At 66.4% G+C, this 19551-nt stretch carries 19 protein-coding genes; 7 read left to right on the plus strand and 12 right to left on the minus strand.

The genetic code is table 11. The annotated features are described in order from the left end of the window. Positions 1–16 precede the first annotated feature (16 nt). Positions 17–1771, minus strand: a complete 1755-nt coding sequence (locus AC2FAN_RS15570) for an adenylate/guanylate cyclase domain-containing protein (protein ID WP_265050407.1) — start codon at positions 1769–1771, stop codon at positions 17–19. Between the two features lie 659 nt (positions 1772–2430). On the opposite strand from AC2FAN_RS15570, the gene AC2FAN_RS15575 reads away from it, so the two are divergent. Continuing rightward, a complete protein-coding gene (locus AC2FAN_RS15575) occupies positions 2431–3135 on the plus strand; it encodes a Crp/Fnr family transcriptional regulator (RefSeq protein ID WP_485175216.1) in 705 nt (234 codons plus the stop codon). A 6-nt stretch (positions 3136–3141) separates the two neighbouring features. Here the strand turns inward: AC2FAN_RS15575 and AC2FAN_RS15580 are convergent, their stop codons facing one another. The 3 genes from AC2FAN_RS15580 to AC2FAN_RS15590 form a co-directional block, all read right to left on the minus strand. After that, a complete protein-coding gene (locus AC2FAN_RS15580) occupies positions 3142–4878 on the minus strand; it encodes a cache domain-containing protein (RefSeq protein WP_485175218.1) in 1737 nt (578 codons plus the stop codon). 33 nt (positions 4879–4911) lie between these two features. Further along, positions 4912–5892: an ABC transporter substrate-binding protein gene (locus AC2FAN_RS15585; protein WP_485175256.1), complete on the minus strand. Its 981-nt coding sequence runs from the start codon at positions 5890–5892 to the stop codon at positions 4912–4914. A gap of 243 nt (positions 5893–6135) precedes the next feature. Further along, entirely contained in the window at positions 6136–6837 is a 702-nt protein-coding gene (locus AC2FAN_RS15590; protein WP_485175220.1) for a FadR/GntR family transcriptional regulator, read from the minus strand. 539 nt (positions 6838–7376) lie between these two features. Between AC2FAN_RS15590 and AC2FAN_RS15595 the strand changes: the two genes are divergently transcribed. Continuing rightward, entirely contained in the window at positions 7377–8096 is a 720-nt protein-coding gene (locus AC2FAN_RS15595) for a ribonuclease activity regulator RraA (RefSeq protein WP_485175221.1), read from the plus strand. A gap of 12 nt (positions 8097–8108) precedes the next feature. Here the strand turns inward: AC2FAN_RS15595 and AC2FAN_RS15600 are convergent, their stop codons facing one another. The 6 genes from AC2FAN_RS15600 to AC2FAN_RS15625 form a co-directional block, all read right to left on the minus strand. Beyond that, a complete protein-coding gene (locus AC2FAN_RS15600) occupies positions 8109–9302 on the minus strand; it encodes an MFS transporter (RefSeq protein WP_485175223.1) in 1194 nt (397 codons plus the stop codon). A 13-nt stretch (positions 9303–9315) separates the two neighbouring features. Next, entirely contained in the window at positions 9316–10137 is an 822-nt protein-coding gene (locus tag AC2FAN_RS15605) for an aldo/keto reductase (RefSeq protein ID WP_485175225.1), read from the minus strand. Positions 10138–10155: 18 nt separating this feature from the next. Continuing rightward, positions 10156–11178, minus strand: coding sequence for a TIGR03571 family LLM class oxidoreductase (locus tag AC2FAN_RS15610; protein ID WP_485175227.1), 1023 nt, complete (start codon positions 11176–11178; stop codon positions 10156–10158). Positions 11179–11288: 110 nt separating this feature from the next. Further along, complete coding sequence (locus AC2FAN_RS15615; protein ID WP_485175229.1) at positions 11289–12419, minus strand: mandelate racemase/muconate lactonizing enzyme family protein; 1131 nt, start codon at positions 12417–12419, stop codon at positions 11289–11291. A 26-nt stretch (positions 12420–12445) separates the two neighbouring features. Next, the gene (locus tag AC2FAN_RS15620) at positions 12446–13129 is read right to left on the minus strand and encodes a GntR family transcriptional regulator (protein ID WP_485175231.1); all 684 of its coding nucleotides are present in this window, start codon (positions 13127–13129) and stop codon (positions 12446–12448) included. A gap of 448 nt (positions 13130–13577) precedes the next feature. Continuing rightward, the gene (locus AC2FAN_RS15625; RefSeq protein ID WP_038363023.1) at positions 13578–13820 is read right to left on the minus strand and encodes a DUF2312 domain-containing protein; all 243 of its coding nucleotides are present in this window, start codon (positions 13818–13820) and stop codon (positions 13578–13580) included. Between the two features lie 238 nt (positions 13821–14058). Here AC2FAN_RS15625 and AC2FAN_RS15630 point away from each other — a divergent pair, with 238 nt between their 5' ends. The 3 genes from AC2FAN_RS15630 to pyk all read left to right on the plus strand — a co-directional run bounded on the left by AC2FAN_RS15630 (position 14059) and on the right by pyk (position 17435). Next, positions 14059–15363, plus strand: coding sequence for a glycerate kinase type-2 family protein (locus AC2FAN_RS15630; RefSeq protein WP_485175233.1), 1305 nt, complete (start codon positions 14059–14061; stop codon positions 15361–15363). 29 nt (positions 15364–15392) lie between these two features. Continuing rightward, positions 15393–15809 carry a DUF1036 domain-containing protein gene (locus AC2FAN_RS15635; protein WP_485175258.1) on the plus strand — a complete coding sequence of 139 codons (417 nt, stop codon included), beginning with the start codon at positions 15393–15395 and terminating at the stop codon, positions 15807–15809. A gap of 186 nt (positions 15810–15995) precedes the next feature. Continuing rightward, positions 15996–17435 (plus strand): pyruvate kinase, encoded by a 1440-nt coding sequence (gene pyk / locus AC2FAN_RS15640; RefSeq protein ID WP_265050396.1) that lies wholly within the window; start codon positions 15996–15998, stop codon positions 17433–17435. A 33-nt stretch (positions 17436–17468) separates the two neighbouring features. Here pyk and AC2FAN_RS15645 read toward each other — a convergent pair whose 3' ends face one another. Next, on the minus strand, positions 17469–18074 hold the full coding sequence (locus AC2FAN_RS15645; protein ID WP_265050395.1) for a tetratricopeptide repeat protein: 606 nt from the start codon (positions 18072–18074) through the stop codon (positions 17469–17471). Positions 18075–18260: 186 nt separating this feature from the next. Next, positions 18261–18386, minus strand: a complete 126-nt coding sequence (gene ykgO, locus AC2FAN_RS15650; RefSeq protein ID WP_038363015.1) for a type B 50S ribosomal protein L36 — start codon at positions 18384–18386, stop codon at positions 18261–18263. A gap of 243 nt (positions 18387–18629) precedes the next feature. Between ykgO and AC2FAN_RS15655 the strand changes: the two genes are divergently transcribed. Both AC2FAN_RS15655 and hisE read left to right on the plus strand, forming a co-directional pair. Further along, a complete protein-coding gene (locus AC2FAN_RS15655) occupies positions 18630–18839 on the plus strand; it encodes a hypothetical protein (protein ID WP_265050394.1) in 210 nt (69 codons plus the stop codon). 10 nt (positions 18840–18849) lie between these two features. Then, positions 18850–19350 (plus strand): phosphoribosyl-ATP diphosphatase, encoded by a 501-nt coding sequence (hisE, locus tag AC2FAN_RS15660; RefSeq protein ID WP_442864842.1) that lies wholly within the window; start codon positions 18850–18852, stop codon positions 19348–19350. The last annotated feature ends 201 nt before the right edge of the window (positions 19351–19551 follow it).

Here is a 19551-nt window from a genome sequence, read left to right on the forward strand (position 1 = left end):
CTCGTTAGGCTTCGGCTCAGTCAGGCAGTCCTGCCTTCCGCAAATGCGTGATCCATTGCTCAAGAATAGGCGAGGCGAACGGGCAGCGCTGCGCGTAGGGCGTCAGTCGAAAATCGGGCTGGACCAAAAGAAGCCGGTCAGACGCGCTTGCAGCCTCTCTCGTTCGACCCGCAGCGATCAGGCTGGCGGCAAGCGTACGTAGAGTAAAGCGGATTGATGGATTATGGGCAACTGCACTTCGTGCCCAGCCAACCGCCTGATCATAGTCGCGGTTAATGTAGTGCGCCTGGGCCAGGATGCCTTCGTGCCAGAAGCGATAGGGATCGGCCGGGGCGAGGCGTTGACCTTTCTCGCCGTGCAGAACCGCCAAGGGCCCGTTGCCGACGAAGCCACGTGTGGCGCTGCTCATCGTCCAGGCCATCGCGACGCTCGGCCCGGCCTCGATCGCCCGGTCGAGGAAGCGCTGAGCCGTGACCGTATCGCGCAGGAAGAATGCCTGGACATGGCCGTAGATCGCGAGCGCGAGCGGGTCGTTGCCGTCGCGCTCGATTGCCGCCCGCGCCCGATCGACCGCCGCCTGCGCATCGCCATCGGGATCGGGCGAGCCCAGTTCGCCGACGCGGAAGACATGCCAGAGCGCGGTGTAGGTGAAAGGGGGAGCGTAGGACGGATCGAGCGTCATCGCTTGCTGGAGGAGGCCGCGCGCCCGGGCAAAGCTGTCGGCATCCATCTTGTAGAGCAGGTCGAGGGCCTGAAGCAGTAGATCGTATGCGGTCATGTTCTGCGGATGCTGCCGCAGGGCCCGCTGCAACTCGCGCTCGCGGACATGGGGCGCGACGGTCCGGACGAGCTTCAAAGCGATGCGGTCCTGCAGGTCGAACAGTTCGTTGACCCTGCCGTCATAGTGATCTGCACTGACCACGGCGCCGTTCTCGTTGGCGATGAGCTCGGTGCTGATGCGCACGCGACGGTCGGACAGCGAGACGGTGCCGTCCATCACGTAGCGAACGCCGAGCTTGCGCCCGAAGGCCACCGGGTCGATCCGCTGCCGGCCGTATTCCAGCGTCGAGCCGCGTGAGATGACGAACAGCTCCTTGAGCCCCGACAGCGACTGGATGATCGAGTCGACCACGCCGTCGGCGATGGAAACCTTGTGGGATCGGGAGCCGTTCATGCGAAACGGCAGGACCGCGATGGAAGCTCTGGCATCGATTGCGGCATGGCTTTCGCCGATCTTGCTGCTGGGAGCGGGCCCGGGCTCGGATCGAAGGGCGAAGACGCGCACCGGCCGTTCGTGATTGCGCAGGAAGATCTCGCCCATGTCGGAGCCCAGCGTTCTCGTCGCATCGTCAAGCTGATCAAAGACTGCCTCGGAGATGATCACTCCGTCTTGTTCGGCATAGGATTGCAGCCGGGCCGCGACGTTGACGCCATCTCCGAAAATATCGCCACTCTCGAAAATGACGTCGGCGAGATGGATTCCCATGCGAAACGCGATCCGCAGGGACATCGGTTGGTCGGCCGTCGCGGCTGTCAGCGCGCGCTGCAGCGAAAGGGCACAAAGGGTCGCCTGAAGCGCGCTTTCGAACGTGGCCAGAAATCCGTCGCCGGTGTTCTTGACGGTGTGCCCGCCATGCTCGCGCACACACGGATCGATCAGATCTGCGCGCAGACTCATCAGCCGCTGGTGCGTCGCTTCTTCCGCCGCTTCGCTCAGGCGCATGTAGCCGACCACGTCGGCTGAAAGGATGGCGGCCGGACGACGCTGCATCTGCGTTGGAGCTTTCGCACCTGGTCCCGGTCCTGTCCGGACCGGGATCGACAAGGATGGATCAAGCCTCCGCGAATGCTGGCATGAGAGCTTCGTCGGGTCTACCTGTAAGCGCTTCCGTATGGGAACCATGACGTGGAAAGGCGAGCCTTCGCCTTTCCACGAGTCGCTGTCCGTCCGGATTGCGTTCCGTTGCGGGTCGGCGATACGGACGGCTGAGTGGTCGGGACCGGCGGACAAGGGATACCGCCGATCTATTTCTTCGGGCCGCTATAGAGCATTTCTATTCGCGTCAGCCCGATATCGTTCAAGGTGTGCTCGTCGAGGGGCCCGGGGCCCGCTGCACCTCGCCAAAGGGTGTAGGCTGGCACCAGCCAGCGAAGCAGCCGCGGTGCTCTGCGCGATGGCGGCACCATGAGCGGCGCTTCCGTCGCGCCGTCGCGTAACGGGGCCAGAGCTGCTAGGTTCAGAGGCGCTTTAGCGCGGTCCAGAGCGTCGTACACGATGAGCTCCGTTCTCGATCGGCTCTCACCCGGCCGCGGAATGCGGTGCTGGGCGGCCTGTCGGGGCAGAGTTCTGTGCCGTTCACGCTTCACCTTCCGTGCGCTGGATCACATAGGAATAGACTGCTCCGAAAAGCCGGATACCGGGAGCACCAGATGAACGACGGATCCCATCGCATCGCGAGCCTTCTGTCGGTGAATCCGTTCTTCGCGGGCATGCTTCCGGGGACGCTGGAGGACATCGCGCTGATCTGTCGGCCGCAGCATCTGGCCGCACGCGAGGTCCTGTTCCTGAAGGGGGATCCGGGCGATGGCCTTTATGCCATCCGCCGCGGTCTGATCCGTATCGGCACGACAGATGATCTGGGGCAGCAGATGACCGTGAATCTGCTCGGAGGCGGCGACATCTTCGGCGAAATCGCCCTTCTCGATGGGCGTTCGCGAACCGCCGATGCGGTGGCCATGGAAGATACCGAGATGTTCTTCCTGCCGCGCCGGGATTTTCTGAAACTGCTTTCGGGCGACCCTGCAATTTCATTGCAGCTTATCGAGCTCCTTTGTGCGCGGTTGCGCGACGTGCTCCAGCGCATGGAGGACACCACCTTCTTCCCTGCCGCGACCCGGCTGGCGCGGCGCATCCTCACGCTCGCGATCGACTATGGGACGGAGGTGCACGCAACGCAGGACGAGTTGGCGTCGCTCAGCGGGATCACGCGCGAGACGGTGAACCGCCAGCTCCAGAGCTGGAAGCGGATGGGCGTTCTCTCGCTCGGCCGCGAACGCCTGACGATTCACGATATCGACGAGTTCCGCCGGATTGCGAAAATCGCAATGTCCAAGCCGGGCCGCACAAGCGTCTGAGTGACGCTAAGCTTTTTCGGTGACGACGAGGGAATGGACCGGCACAGGTTGGTCGAACCCTTTCAAGACCCGCGCTTTCAGCTCGACGAGCGGCAAGCGGGAACCGATCGCGTCAGCCGCCGCGCGATCGCAGAGAATCTCGAAATCGCGGGCGGTCGAACACAGGCGCGAGGCGAGGTTCACGACATTTCCGATCGCCGTGTAATCGAGGCGGCCCTCCGAGCCGATCCGGCCGACGGTCGCGAGGCCCATGGCAAGACCCACGCCGAACCCCAGCCGATGGTCGAGCTCGCGCTGACCGGCCAACAGCTTGTGCACGTCGACCTGCATGTCATGCGCCATTTCCAGGGCGCGCATCGCCGGGTCCGAGCAAGAGAAAGGCGCATTGAACAGCACCATCGCGCCGTCGCCGGAGAAGTTCGTCAACGTCGCTCCATGGGCGCTGACCACCTTTTCCAGAACGGTGTAGTACTCGCCGAGCATACCGATGATGGTTTCGGGTTCGGCCCGCGCCGAGAAAGCGGTGAAACCTCGCAGATCGCAGAACAGGACGACCACTTCGAGACGCCGCCCGTCGAGCAGGTGCTCGTCCCCGGTGCGTTCGACGAGTTCTGCCACCTGCGGGGCCAGGAAGCGCTTGAGCCTGCTTATGCGCTCCGAGCGCTCCTGCGAGATCGCCAGTTCGCTTGCCATCTCGTTGAAACGGGTCGCCAGCCGCTCGAACTCGTCGCCCGTCGCGAGGTGGATCCGGTGCTCGAAATGCCCTGCGCCGATCCGGGTCACCCCGTCTTCGAGAAGGACGATGGGCTCGACCATGCGTTGCGTGAGCCAGTAGGCCAGCACGGCAGCGAGGCCCGCACCGGCGACGAGCAGGGCCACCGTGCGCCATAAAGCGGCGTAGATCGGGCCGAACGCCTCCACGATGGGCTGCTTGACGACGACGGTCCAGTCGACCCCAGCGATGGGCGCCATGGCCGCGAGCACTCTGCCTCCCGTCAAATCCCGGCCGGCGATCGCCTCGCCCGGTTGGGCCAGGATCGATGCCCGCAAGTCCCGCAACGGCCCCACCGCGGTCTCATCGGCGCGCAGGACCAGGCTGATGTCCGGGTGAGCGACGAGGCGGCCCGGCTGGTCGAGCACGAAGGCTTCCCCCGTGCGCCCGACGCGGATCGCCGCGATCACGTCCCAGATGAATTTGAGATTGACCTCTGCGACCGCCACGCCGGCGGTTGGGCGGTTGCCAGCGACCGCAATCGTCATGAAAGGCTCCGAGCCGCGTTGAAACGTGACCGGCCCAAACCAGGCGCGATGCGAGCGCGCTCCCGCAACGGCCGGGTTCCCGGATTGATCATCCCCGCTTTCGACCCTGTTCAGGCCGATGCGGGACAGGAACAACCGTTCCCGGCCGGCGGCGTCGATCAGGCTGAGGCTCTGGATGGCCGGAACCTGCCGAAGCACGAGAAACGCATCGAGCCTGCGCTTCTCGTCGGCGCTATCCGACCAGGACAAGAGGACGGCCCATCCGAGCTGATCGCGGATGCCCTCGATGAAGTCCTGAATCTTGGCTGCTGCTGCCCGCGCCTCGGCATCGAGGATATCGTTCAGGCTGGTGCGCTGGTCGCGATAGCCGAACCACGCCTCGACACTCCCCGCGAACAGGAGCGGCACGACGACGGCCGCGAACAGGGCGAGAAAATACTTCCTGAACAGCGATAGTCGCGGCGCCGCTGGCATGTTGGACATCGCGTAGGCTCGCTCAGCGGCTCACCGGCCGGGTTATTCGATCACGAAGTCGGCACTGCTCAGGAGCGAAGGCGGGATGGACAGGCGGAGAGCGTTCGCAGCCTTGAGGTTGATGAACATCTCGACCTTGGTGACGCGTTGCACCGGCAGCTCCGACGGCTTCATGCCCTTGAGGATGCGGCCGGCGTAGACGCCGGTGTGACGGTGAGATTGCTCGAAATCGCCGCCATAGCTCATCAATCCGCCAGCGACGGGGAAGTCTCGGGACTGGGTGATCGCCGGTACGGCGTGAGCGGCCGCGAGCGCGGCGAGCTGCGGGCTGCGGTAAGCGAAATAGGGGTCCGACGTGAAGATGAGGCCGCCTGCGCCGGCTTGAGCGGCCCCGGCGAAAAGCGCGCCAAACTCCTGTTCCATGCTGGCCTTGAGGAGATGCAGCGTCAATCCGAGGCTGCCCGCGGCATTATGAAGGTTCGCCAACTGCGAGCTCGATGTCGGGCTTGCCGGGTTCACGGCGACCGCGAAGAGCTTCGCGCTCGGCAGCAATTCCGCCATGAACTCCAGCCGCTTGCGCGAGACCTCGACGCTCAGGCTGGATACGCCGGTGAGATTGCCGCTGGGCCGGGACAGGCTGTCCACCAGCCCGAGGGCAACGGGGTCTCCGCCCAGCTCGAATACGACCGGAATCGTGGCCGTCGCCGATTTCGCCGCGAGCGCGACTTCTGCGCCTCCGGGAGCGACGATCACGCTTGCATTGCGCTGGACCAGATCCTTCGCCAGCGCCGGCAAGCGCTGGTACTGGCCTTCCGCCCATCGATAATCGATCACGACGTTGCGCCCCTCGGCATAGCCGGTCTCGGCCAGCCCGGCACGAAAGGCCACGAGGCGACTGGCGTAGCGATCAGGGGTTTCCGAGCCGAGATAGCCCAGCAGCGGCATCGCGGGTTGCTGCGAGTAGGCCGGGCCGGCCCATGCCGCCGCCCCGCCAGCAAGCACGAGGACGTCGCGTCGGCTCATGCGACCGGGAGCCTCTGTCGAGGCGAAGGGCAGAAAGCGCAAGGCCGTCTCCTCCCAACGGCGCTCATCTGTATCGAGCGGGCGGATATTACTCCAGCCATTCGGCAACGGCATCGTTTTGTTGTGGCGCTCGGTATGCGGAAACAACTCTTTATTGCCGCCTTCCCATGAGGAATGGGCGCATCGGGCGTTCCCATGCATTGTCGCGCGGCGGCGATGCGACCGGCGCGACCGCGCAGCGGGCTAACTTCCTTCGAAAACGCGCCTGCGCGCGCTTTCAAGGTGGGTTTGCATGGCGCGCCGCGCCGCCGTCTCGTCGCCGCTCTCGATCGCGTCCAGGATCGCCCTGTGCTCGATCTGGACCGTCAGAAGGCGGGGGCGCGGCTGGATCAGCGAGAGGTTGCGATTGAGGCTGATGCCGGTCGCGATCTGCTCGTGGAGCCCGTTGAGCGTGGTCACGAAGAAATGGTTGCCGGTGGTCTCGGCGACGGCACGGTGGAAGGCGATATCCTCCTCGACGCCGAGCCGGCCCTGCTCGCTGACGATCTCCAGCGCGTTGAAGGCGTGGCGCAATCTCAGAAGCCCGTCCACATCGCGCATCTTCGCCGCCAGCGCGGCGATCTCTCCTTCCACCGCGATACGGAAGACGAAGCAGCGCTGGATGTCCGCAATGCTGCTGATCGGGGCGAAGCTGCGGACATCGGGGGCGGGCCGGCGCAGGACATAGGAGCCGGAGCCGCGCCGCGATTCGACCAGGCCGTCGTCGCGCAGGCGGCCGAGGGCCTCCCGCACGATCGGGCGGGAAACGGCAAGGCGCTCGGCGAACTCGCTCTCGGCGGGCAGCCGCGCCGCCACCGCGAAGTCCCCGGTCATGATCTGGCTCAGAATATATTCGTAGACGCGGTCGCCGAGCTTGCCCGCCGCCACCTTTGTCGCTGCCGTCACCCGCTTCGCCCCATCGCAGTTGCCGACATTCTAGTGCAGGGCCGGCTTCGGCGCATCGTCTCAAAAACTACTTTACAACTTATTTTACAAATTATACTCGCTTTAGCGGCCGCCCGGCTTGGGGCCGGTTCAGCCGTTCGACGTGGGCTGGGTAAGAAGAATTCGCTGGGAGAGACGAGATGAATTTCAGCTCTCGGGATCACTTATGCGGCGTGATGCTTACATGGCTCGGCGGGGCGCGGGTCCCGCAGAAGATCGAGCTGGGTTAGTGAGGAAGGCCGGGCAGAAGGTCGTCGCCGGTATCCGGCCGGAGCATCTCGGTTTGGGCGCAAGCCCGCTCGACGCGACGGTCACGATGATCGAAATGACCGCCCGGAGCGGCTCGTTAGCCTCGATCTCGGCGGCGCCGCACGGGTTGCGACCACCGACAAAAGCCGGAAACTTGCCGTCGGCGAGCAGATGCCGCTCGCCATCGACCCCACCGCCATCCATGTCTTCGAAGCCGCCGGCGGGCGGCGCATCTCCTCGGGAATGAACTGATGTCCAAGCTCAAGCCGGAAATCCGCGCCAAGCTCCGCACCGTCTCGGTCGCGACGGTCTGCACCGCGCTGTTCAAGCGCGGTCTTCGCAACCAGTTCATCCAGGATGTGCGGCCGCTGAGCCCGAACACCGGCACCATGGTCGGCGAGGCCTTCACGCTGCGCTACATCCCGGCGCGGGAAGACCTGAATCCGCTCTCGGTCTTCCTCGACCGGGCCCATCCGCAGCGCAAGGCGGTCGAGGATTGTCCTCCCGATGCGGTGATGGTGATCGACAGCCGCAAAGACCCGCGGGCCGCCTCGGCGGGCGCCATTCTCGTCTCGCGCCTGATGAAGCGTGGTGTCGCCGGCGTCGTCACCGATGGTGGCTTCCGCGATTCTCCGGAGATCGCCGCGCTGCCGTTCCCGGCCTATCACAACCGGCCGGCGGCGCCGACCAACCTGACCTTGCATCAGGCTATCGACATCAACGTGCCGATCGGCTGCGGCGATGTCGCGGTCTGGCCGGGCGATGTCGTGCTCGGTGACGGCGAGGGCGTGGTCGTCATCCCCGCCCATCTCGCCGACGAGGTGGCCGAGGAGGCGGTCGAGATGACCGCCTTCGAGGATTTCGTCGCCGAGGAGGTGATGAAGGGCCGCTCGATCCTCGGGCTCTACCCCGCGACCGAGGAGCAGACGAAGATCGACTTCGCGGAATGGCGCCGCGCCAACAACCGCTGAGGAACGCTCGGCCTAAGGCTCGGAACGCCTGTTCCCGAGCCAGACCAGCGCGAGGCCGGAAGCAGCGAGCAGGCCGCCGGCGATCGGGATGGCGGCATAGCCGAGGTCCAGGCTGATGACGGCGGCGCCGAGCGCGGCGCCGACGGCATTGCCGAGGTTGAAGGCGCCGACATTGATCGAGGAGGCGAGGCCGGGAGCCTCGGACGCCGCCTCCATCACGCGCATCTGCACCGGCGGCACGATTGCGAAGGCCGCCGCGCCCCAGACCAGCAGGCCGATGGCCGCGCCGATATGGCTGGTGAGGACCAGAGGCAGTGCGAACATGATTACGGCGAGCGCACCGAGGAAGATCTTCGTCGCGCCGTCCAGCGACCGGTCGGCCAGTCGCCCGCCGAGCGCATTGCCCAGGGTGAAGCCGACGCCGATCAACACCAGTCCGAGCGTGACGAAGCCGTCGGACGCACCGGTCAGGGTCGCGAGAACGGGCGCGACATAGGTGTAGAGCGTGAACATGGCGCCCGCGCCCATCACGGTCGTCGCCATCGCCAGCACCACGGCCGGGCGGGTCAGCACGCGCAGCTCACGTCGCAGGTCGGGCCGCGTGCCTGCCTCACCGCGCGGAAGCGCGAACCATAGCGCAGCGATTGCGGCGAGCCCGAGCACGGCCGTGCCGGCGAAGGCCATGCGCCAGCCGATCTGCTGGCCGATCCAGGTCGCCGCAGGCACGCCGCCGATATTGGCGATCGTCAGGCCCATGAACATCGCCGCGACGGCGCTCGCCTGCTTCTCCTTCGGCACCACGCTGGCCGCCACCACCGCGCCGAGCCCGAAGAAGGCGCCGTGGTTCAGGCTGGTGACGAGGCGGGCGAGCAGCAGGGTGAAATAGCCCGGCGCCATCGCCGACATCAGATTGCCGATGGTGAAGATGCCCATCAACAGCATCAGCGCGGTGCGCTTGCCGAAACGGCTGAAGGCGAGCGTCATGACCGGCGCGCCGAGCATCACGCCGATCGCATAGGCGCTGATCAGCAGGCCCGCGGTCGGTATCGAGACGTCCACGCCCTGGGCGATGACGGGCAGGAGGCCCATCGGCGAGAATTCGGTGGTGCCGATGCCGAAGGCGCCGACGGCGAGCGCCAGCAGCGCCCAGCGGGCATGCGGCGCGGCGGCGGCTTCGGCCGTCGCCGAACAGGTGGTTGCGGTCATTGTCGCCTCGGCTTCACGCGTCCCAGGCGGGCGCCAGGCCCGCCGGGCTGACGAGCCGCCCGTCCGGTCGGGCCAGTTGCGCGATTGCTGTCATGTCCGCATCGGACAGCGCAAAATCGAAGATCGCGATGTTCTCGGCGACACGTTCCGGCTTCGCGGTCTTCGACAGCGCGACGAAGCCCTGCTGGACCAGCCAGCGCAGTGCGACCTGCGCGGCGCTCTTGCCGTATTGCGCGCCGATCTTCTGCAGGACGAGGTCGCGCGGCACGGCCCCATCGGCCATGCCGTAATAGGCGGTGATCGCGATGCCGGCCTGCTTCGCGGCGGCGGCGAGACGACTTTGGTCCAGATAAGGATGCAGCTCGACCTGATTGGTGACGATCGGCGCAGTGCTCAGCGCTGCCGACGCCCGCATCTGCGCGATGTTCTGGTTGCTGACGCCGACGAAGCGCGTCTTGCCCGCCTTCTGTACCGCGTCCAGCATCGCGATCTGCTCGGCGATGGCGACCTCGGCCGGCCAGTGCAGCAACAGCAGGTCGACCCGGTCGACCTTCAGCTTGTCGAGGCTCTCATCCACCGAGGCTGCGAATTTGACGGGGCTGTAATTCTCGACCCAGACCTTGGTGGTCAGGAACAGGTCGTCGCGGCGGGCTCCCGCGCTTGCAAGGGCACGGCCTAGCGCCGCCTCGTTCCCGTAGATCTGGGCGGTGTCGAAGTGGCGGAAGCCGGCTTCCAGCGCGGCGGGCACAACGGCCTCCACCTCGGCGTCCGACATGCGGAAGACGCCGAAACCGAGCGCCGGAATCTCCGCGCCATGCGCTTTCACGATTTCCATTGTCTGTCTCCTGAGTGCTTAGGCGGCCTGCGCCTTGGGTTTGGTGGCGAGCGCCGGGATGACGTCCGACGCCAGTTCTTCGATGATCTCCACCGGCGGCCGTGCCGACTGCCTGAGGTTGAGGGCGAGGTGGTCGACTCCGGCGGCCGCCAGGGCCTGCAGATGCGCGACCAGCCCGTTGCGACCCACGCGCGCCCCGAAGCGGATTGGCTCGGCCGGCGCGGCGGCATCCTCCAGAAGATCGAGATGGAAGGCGCTGATGAAGGCGCCCGGGCCGGTGGTGGCGGCCCGCCAGCGCGCGACCTGTGCCGCCATGCGCTCGACGCTGCCGGGATAGACGAAGCGGCCATCCATGTTGGCCGCGAGCCAGGCGTCGTCCTGCCGCGCCTGTCCGGCGACGACGAGCGGTATGCTCGGCTGGTCGGGCCGGGGCAGCAGATCGAGCCCCGCCATCCGCTCTCCGTTCACCGGCAGCCCGCCGGGCTGCCAGGCCGCGCGCAGATAGGCGACGGCCTTGCGAAAAGCTTCGCCCCGTGTCTCGAAATCGAGACCGAGCAGCGGATATTCGACCGGTCGGTCGCCCGAGGCGACGCCGAGGATCAGGCGACCTCCGGACAGCGCGTCGACCGAAGCCGCGGCCTTGGCCGTCATCAGAGGATGGCGGATCGGCAGCACGACGGCAGCCGTTCCGAGCGCAATATTGCGCGTCTGGCCGGCGAGGAAGCCGAGCAGCGTGAAGACGTCGTATACCGAGCCTGCGTCGCCCATATTGACCCGGTCGAACACCGGCACGTCGCGCAGCCAGACGGCCGAGAAGCCGAGATCGTCCGCCCAGCGGATCAGCTCCGTCTGCCGGCTGAGATCGGGGACGCCGGGCGGACGCCCCTGCTCGATGCGGCGGGCTTCGCCGGCGGGCGACCAGTCGTTGTCGAGCGGCAGCTCGAGGCCGAGCGTCAGGCGATCCGGCTTCCGGATCAGGTCCAATGCGGAGTTCCGTGTCATGGCCGGGAGATAGGGCACCGCGACCAGCTTGATAATCACGCCTCCTGCCACATTATCTGTGAACGGGCTTCACAGACGAGAGCGTCCTGGATAATCGCGCCGGCGGCTTACGGCGTCATGACGACGGCGCGCCTCTCGACCGACTCATCTCAGGCTTCCGCCTTCAGGGCGGGAGCGGTGCCATGGCTCTTGCGGTGGACGATGGTCTTCTCCAGCGCCTCCCAATCCCAATCGATGCCGAGGCCCGGCTTGTCGGAAGGGATCGCCTTGCCGTTCTCGATGCGGATCGGCGAGGAGGTGACGAGGTCGAGCTGGGGAATGTATTCGAGCCAGCGGCTGTTGGGCACCGCGCAGCACAGCCCGAGATGGATCTCCATCAGGAAATGCGGGCAGACCGGCACGTTGAAGGCCTCGGCCATATGCGCGACCTTGAGCCAGGGCGTGATGCCGCCGATCCGGCCGACATCGACCTGCACGATCGAGCAGGCGCCGGCCTCGAGATAGTCCTTGAACTGCGAGAGCGAATACATCGACTCGCCGACCGCGATCGGCACGGTGGTCGATTGCGAGAGACGCCGATGCGCGCCGACATCGTCGGCATGGATCGGCTCCTCGAACCAGGCGACGTCGAGCTTCTCGTAATGACGCGCCCGCCGGATCGCCTCGTCGAGGGAAAGGCCCTGATTGGCGTCGGTCATGATCTCCCAGCCGAAGCCGACCTTGTCGCGCACCGCGGAAAGGCGCTTCACATCCTCGGCGACATGCGGCCGGCCGACCTTGACCTTGGTACCGCCGAAGCCGCTTTCCTTGGCCTTGAGCGCCTCCTCGACCAGCTCGGACTGCTCCATGTGGAGCCAGCCGCCCTCGGTGTAATAGAGCTCGATCGCATTCTTGGCGCCGCCGGCGAGCCGGTGCAGCGGCAGGCCCGTCTTGCGGGCGCGCAGGTCCCACAGCGCCGTGTCGATCGCGGCGAGCGCGATCGAGGTGATGCCGCCCACCGTCGTGGCGTGGACGCGGAAGAACAGGGCTCGCCACAGCCCCTCGATCTCCTCGGCCTCGCGGCCGATCAAGACGGGTGCGAGATGATCGTCGATCAGCTTGCAGACCGAGGAGCCACCGGTGCCGATGGTGTAGCTGTAGCCCGTGCCGGTCACGCCATCCGCATCGGTGATGCGGACCATCGGCGTCTCCTGCAGCTCGAAGCTCTGCACGGCGTCGGTGCGCTTGACCTTGGGCTTCAGGTCCGCCTGCAGCACTTCGACGGATACGATTTTGGCCATTCTCGGCTTCCTTCCCGGGTGATCTCTCAGCGTTTCTCCGGCCGGTCCGCATGCCAGCCATTGTAGCGATGCCATGACGTCTTCAGATGCGACTCCACCGCGGCCTGCGCGCCGTCCTCGTCGCCGCGAAGGACCGCGCCGAGGATGGCGCGGTGCTCGTCGAGCATCGGCGCGATGTCGTGGGGAATACGGCTGAACAGCCGGGCGTGGTGCAGATGCGGATGCAGGCCTCTCACCGCCTGGGCCAGGATCTCGTTGCCGGCTGCTTCCAGTATCGCCTCATGGAAGATTTCGTCGGCGCGGCTGGCACCGACATAGTCCCACGCCTGCCCGCGCGGAGGATCGCGCTCCATCGATGCGATGCTGGCGCGCATCCGGGCGATCGCGTGAGGATCGCGGCTGCGGGCGAGCTGCCTGGCGGCCCAGCCCTCGTTCAGTATGCGGAAATCGCGGAGTTGCTCGAACCATTCGCGTGGCGGTTCGGGCGCCACGGAGAAACCGGTGAAGGATGCCGAAGCGACGAGGCCGAGCGCGGAGAGCCGTGTCAGCGCCTCGCGGATCGGCGAGGAGCTGACCTCGAACTCGCGGGTGAGCGCATCGATATTGAGCTTCTCTCCCGGCGCATAGGCCCGATCGAGGATGCGTTCCATCAGAACGGCCGTGACCTGATCGACCAGCGCCACGCGCGCCAGAACGGGCTTTACGATCATGCCGAGTTCTCCCCAAGCGTTGATCATCCATCGCCGATCATCGGCCGTCAATCATCGATCGTGCATGATTTTGGGAATGGCATTGCCGAGGCAATGGACCGGTCGACTCCGGGGCGCACGACAAACGAGGCCAGTCCTCTGCACAGGCCTCTGTTGGATGAAGGGTTCTCTAAGGGCTGATCGCCGGCGTTCTCGAGTCGAACAAGCTACATCGATGCGACGGCGAGATCACGCCCGCATCCTGCCGCTCCGCCTGCACGGCCTGCGATCGCGCACGCCTTTTCCGGCCAGGCCCATGTCGCGATTCGGCAATCAATAGTCCTGCCTGCCATGGCAATACGCGATCTGGTGGGATGTCCTCCAGATCGCGGCTGGCGTGAAATGCGAATGCGTACGCAGTTTGCCCCGACATCGGTTTGCCCCGGGCAAAATCGCGTGCAGGATGCTGTCAGACCGTCTCGCCGACCGCCTGCAGATAGAGGTCGAGGATCGCCTCTTCCTCCTTGCGCTCTTCGAGATCGCGCTTGCGCAGCGCCACCACCTTGCGCAGCACCTTGACGTCGTAGCCGTTGCCCTTGGCCTCGGCATAGACCTCCTTGATGTCGTCGGCGATCGTCTTCTTCTCTTCCTCGAGCCGCTCGATGCGCTCGACGATGCTCTTGAGCTGGTCGCCCTGAACCGGATCGTCCATCTGATATCCTTCCGGGGTATAAAAATTCGGCCGGCAGCGTTCGCCCGGATCGGGGCTGGGCGTCAAGCCGGAAACCGCTCGCCCTCAACAGCTGTGATGCCGCAATCACCCGCTTCGGGCCGACGATGAAAAGTATGACTTAATCTGGATAAGACAGATGACGCCGGCCTTCGCGCCATCTAGGAAGAATCAAGAGGACCGTCGCGGCCAGCGACGACGCTGGGTGGAAATGGGCAACGTGCACAGTCCTGCGAGCGAGACAGCGAAGCCGCGCGCGACGGCGCGGAAGATCTACGATGCCGCCGTCTCCCGGGCCCATCCGGCCGAATGCCTGCCGCAACATCTCCCGCCTGCCCCTGCAACGGGCCGCCTGATCCTGCTTGCAGCCGGAAAGGCTGCCGGCAGCATGACCGCCCTTGCCGAGGCGCATTATCTCGATGGCGGTTTTCCGCAGGAGCGACTTTTCGGTCATGCCGTAGCTCGCCACGGCTACACCGCTCCGACCCGCCGGATCCCGATGATCGCCGCCGGCCATCCCGTGCCTGATCAGGGCAGCATCGACAGCGCCGAACACGCGCTGGCGCTGGCGGCTTCCGCGACCGCGGACGATCTCGTGCTGGTCCTGCTTTCGGGCGGGGGCTCGGCCAATTGGGTTGCCCCGGCCGGCTCGCTTACGCTTGCCGAGAAGCAGGCCGTCAACAAGGCGCTGCTGCGCTCCGGCGCCCCAATCGGTGAGATGAACATCGTCCGCAAGCGCCTGTCGCGCATCAAGGGCGGCCGGCTCGCGCTTGCGGCGGCGCCGGCGAAGCTGCTGACGCTCGCCATCTCGGACGTGCCGGGCGACGAGCCCACCGCCATCGCCTCGGGCCCGACCGTCGCGGACCCGTTCACTACGGACGAGGCCCGCGCCATCGTCGCCCGCTATGGGCTCGATCTGCCGCCCGCCGCCCGCGCGCTGCTCGACGACTCCGCAAACGAGACGCCGAAACCCGGCCATCCCGCCTTTGCCAACAGCGCGTTCCGCATCATCGCCCGCCCGGCCGATGCCTTGGCCGCCGCCCGCGCCGTCGCCGAGGCGGAGGGCTACGAGGTGCACGATCTCGGCCCCGATCTGGAAGGCGAGGCGCGAGAGGTCGCGGCAGATCATGCCGAACTCGCACGCCGGCTGAAGCGCGAGGGCAGGCGGGCCGCCATCCTCTCCGGCGGCGAACTCACGGTGACGCTGCGTGGCTCCGGCCGGGGCGGCCCGAGCCAGGAATACGCGCTGGCGCTGGCGATCGCGCTGGCCGGCGAGCCCGGCATCGTCGCACTCGCGGGCGACACGGACGGCACGGATGGCGGCGGCGGCGAGGCGACCGACCCGGCAGGCGCGCTGGTCGATCCCCAAACTTTGGCGCGCGCCGCCGAGATCGGCCTTGATCCCGCCCGATCCCTCGCCGAAAACGATTCGACCGGCTTCTTCGAAGCGCTGGGCGATTTGCTGCAGCCGGGACCGACGCTGACCAACGTCAACGACTGCCGCGTGATCCTGATCGAGCCGTGAGATTCTCCTTCAATCAGCGAACGGGCCTTCTGGCCGCCTGCTGCGCCACAGCCTTCATCGCAGGCGCCGTGCCCGCGAAGGCCGATCTGCGCATGTGCAACACCACGTCGAGCCGGATCGGCGTCGCGATCGGCTACCGCGACGCGCAGGGCTGGACCACCGAAGGCTGGTGGAACATCAGCCCGCGCGGCTGCGAAACCCTGCTGCGCGGCACGCTGGCGGCGCGCTTCTATTACGTTCACGCCGTTGACTACGACAAAGGCGGCGAGTGGACCGGCAAATCCGTCATGTGTGTCCGCAACAAGGAATTCACGATTCGCGGCATCGAGGACTGTCTGGCACGCGGCTATGACCGCGCCGGCTTCTTCGAGGTCGACACCGGAGAGCAGAAGAGCTGGACGATCCAGCTCACCGATACGGGCGGAACTGCGTCGCCCCGACCATGAGCGGCGCGGCGAGGCGGGTGCGAGCACGAGAACGATAAAAGGCGGGCCATTCGGGCCTGCCCAAAGGGAAACAGGGGACGCCGCGTCGGGGCAGCAGGATTGCTGGCCGATGGCAGCTCTGCAACGATTGAAGGGGCCTGGATGGGACCGAAGCCGCACCGGCTCTCGGACCGCAGGGGAAAAGCAATGAAGCGCGAACGCCGGATCAAGATCATCGCCACCCTCGGGCCGGCTTCCTCGAGCGAGGAGATGTGCGCCAAGCTTTTCGAGGCGGGCGTCGACGTCTTCCGCATCAATATGAGCCATACCCAGCGCGAGACGCTGGCCGAAAAGATCGCGATGCTGCGCGGCCTGGAGGCCAAGTTTCATCGTCCGGTCGGGATTCTCGCCGATCTCCAGGGCCCGAAGCTGCGCGTCGGCCAGTTCGGCGGCGATGGCGGCGTGATGCTGGAGAACGGCGCCCGCTTCACGCTGGATTCCGATCCGGCGCCGGGCGACGTCAAGCGCGTCCACCTGCCGCATCCAGAGATCCTGAGCGCGCTGGAGCCCGGCCACACCCTGATCCTCGACGACGGCAAGCTGCGCCTCGTCGTCGAGAAGGCGTCGCCCAAGGAGGCGGTCACGCGCGTCACGGTCGGCGGGCGGCTGTCCTCGCGCAAGGGCGTCAGCCTGCCCGACACCACCATCGCCGTCTCGGCTATGACCGAGAAGGACCGCGCCGATGCCGAGGTCGCGGCCGAGGTCGGGGTCGACTGGATCGCGCTCTCCTTCGTGCAGCGCCCCGAGGATATGGCGGAGCTGCGCAAGATCGTGCGCGGCCGGGCGCTGGCGCTCGCCAAGATCGAGAAGCCGCAGGCGGTCGTGCGGATGGAGGAGATCATCGACGCCTCCGACGCCATCATGGTGGCGCGCGGCGATCTCGGGGTCGAAATGCCGCTGGAGAAGGTCCCCGGCACGCAGAAGCGGCTGACCCGCATGGCCCGGCTCAAGGGCAAGCCGGTCGTGGTCGCGACGCAGATGCTGGAGAGCATGATCACCAGCCCGGTGCCGACCCGCGCCGAGGTCTCCGACGTCGCCACTGCCGTCTTCGAAGGGGCCGACGCGGTGATGCTCTCGGCCGAGAGCGCCGCTGGCCAGTACCCTATCGAAGCGGTGACGATGATGAACCGCATCGCCGAGGAGGTCGAAAACGACGCGGTCTACCGTTCGATCCTCGATTCGCAGCGCAACGAGCCGGAGGCCACCGGTGCCGACGCCATCGCCAAGGCCGCCCACGAGATCGCCGAGACGCTGAACCTCAAGGCGATCTGCGCCTGGACCTCGTCCGGCTCCACCGCCTTCCGCATCGCGCGCGAGCGCCCGAACTCGACGGTGATCGCGCTGACGCCGAACCGCGCCACGGCGCGCCGGCTCACTTTGGTCTGGGGCGTCCACGCCATAGTGACCAAGGACGCCAGCGACGCCGACGACATGGCCTTCCGCGCCTGCAAATTCGCGGTACGCGAGCATTACGCCAAGATCGGCGACCGGGTGATCGTCGTCGCCGGCGTGCCGTTCGGGACGCCGGGCGCGACCAATATGGTGCGGATCGCCTTCATCGCCCAGGAGCATGTGGCGAAGGCCTGAGCGGGGAGGGCAGGGCGCGGCTGGTTGCGACGCTCAGGCGTCGCGACCATCGACCTCGGTCTTGAGCGCGTCGACCGCCTTCTTCACGGCGTCGAATTCCGGATAGATCGTCAGCGCCTTGCGGAAGGCGATCATGGCGCCCTTGTCGTCGCCCTGTTGGCGCAGGATCATGCCGAGCCCCATCATCGCGCCGTAATGGCGCGGCTCGCGCTTCAGCGTCTCGCCGATATCGATCATCGAGCGGATTGAATCGCCGGAGAGGTAGAGCGCATTGGCACGCTGGTTCCAGGCCTCGGCCCAGTCCGGTTGCAGGCTGATGACGCGATCCAGCAGCTCGATCGCGATTTCCGTCTGCTTCTCCTGCAAGGCCTTCTGAGCGCGGGTCATCAGCAGGTCGGCGGTATCGGAGCCGGATCGCGCCCAACGCCGCTGGATCAGCCGCGCGACCCCCTCGGCCTCTTCCTGCGTCTTGGCCTCATGCAATCGCTCGAACAGCCGCTCGAGCGTCGCAGCCGGGCCGCGTTGAGGGGCGGAGGGCGTGACGGGATTATCGGCTTTGTCGGAAGGCGCGACCGTGCCGGGCCGCGGCGGCGCGGCCTCCTGAGCGGGAGCCGCGACCGTGCCGAGAGAGGCGGCCACGGCCAATCCGAAAGCGAAAGCAGGCGCCAGATGGAAACGCATCATGCCGTCGACTGTAGCCACGTGTTCAGGCAGGTCAAATCACGCCTGGGCGAGCGCGCAACGCAAAAAGCGGGGCGCGCCGGTCGGCGCCCCGCTCTGCAAAGTCCCGGTCGGGCTTTCGCGCGGCGAGAGCCGCGCAGAAGCTCAGCCCTGACGCGCCTTGAAGCGCTTCTGGACCTTGTTGATGATGTAGACGCGGCCCTTGCGGCGCACCAGCTGGTTGTCGCGATGGCGCGCGCGCAGCGACTTCAGCGAATTGCGGATCTTCATCGTCTCAACTCCATCGACCCGCCCTTGCGGACGCGCCGGTCAAAAACCTTCAGCCTGCGACTTGGGGCCAAGCCCTCACCGCCCATGACAATGGTGCGACTGATGCGATGGCGGCTGTATACGGATTTTTCCGCAGATCGCAAGTGCGTTCGCACTCGCACGCGCAAAAGAGCGCGGGAAAGTCCGGGGAACAGAGTAGCCGCGGCAGCGTTTCCCCTGAGCTTTCCTCGGGGGGACCCCATCATGCGCATTTCGACACTGGCTTTGATCGCTGCCGCAGGCCTCGCTCTCGGCGCCTGCGGCAATACCACGGAGCAGCGCATCGGCGGCGCAGCAGTTGGCGCCGGCACCGGAGCCGTCGTGGCCGGGCCGGTCGGTGCCGTGGTCGGCGGCGCGGCAGGTGCGGTGACAGCCCCGACCGTCGTCCGGACGACCCGTCGCGCCACCCGCTGACGCAGCATCGATGGCGGGGGCGGCTCGGCACGCCGCCCTTCGCAGCAGGATCGAGCCGCGAATGGGGCCACCGGTTTGCCCTCCTCCTGCCGGCTGTCATCAAACTCTCATCGAGCGATCCAATGCTCGTCGGATGGCCGATTCGCTGCAGAGACTCCACGCTGCCGTCCTCGAAGCGCGATTCCGGGACCCGGCTTGCTCGCGAACCGCAAAACTCTTTGCCGACGGCCTGCCCAAGATGGCGAAGAAACTGGCTGAGGAAGCGGTCGAGCTCAGCCTTGAAGCGTTGCAAGGCAAGCGACAGGCGGCGATCCTCGAAAGCGCCGATCTCATCTACAACCTGATCGTCCTCTGGACCGCCATGGGGATCGAGCCGGATGAGATCTGGAGCGAGATCGACCGGCGCGAGCGGCTTTACGGAATCGCCGAGAAGCTGCCGAAGGGCGGCCGCGCACAGCGCGCGAAGCGAAGCCGGCAACAGGCGCCCGCCGTCGCGGCGCAAACGCGTTGAGACGGCGCATGACGGCATCCCTGTCCACAGTCGCGGAGAATTCGGGCCCTCGATGATTTTGGGGTTGCCAAGACGAAATGAAGCCGTTATCTCGGCGTCCATCAGGCCAGACGCTCTAGCGTCTTGACGCTCTGAGACGCGCCCGTAGCTCAGCTGGATAGAGCATCAGACTACGAATCTGAGGGTCAGAGGTTCGAATCC

Source organism: Allobosea sp. RIT-PG3_2 (genome assembly GCF_057321085.1).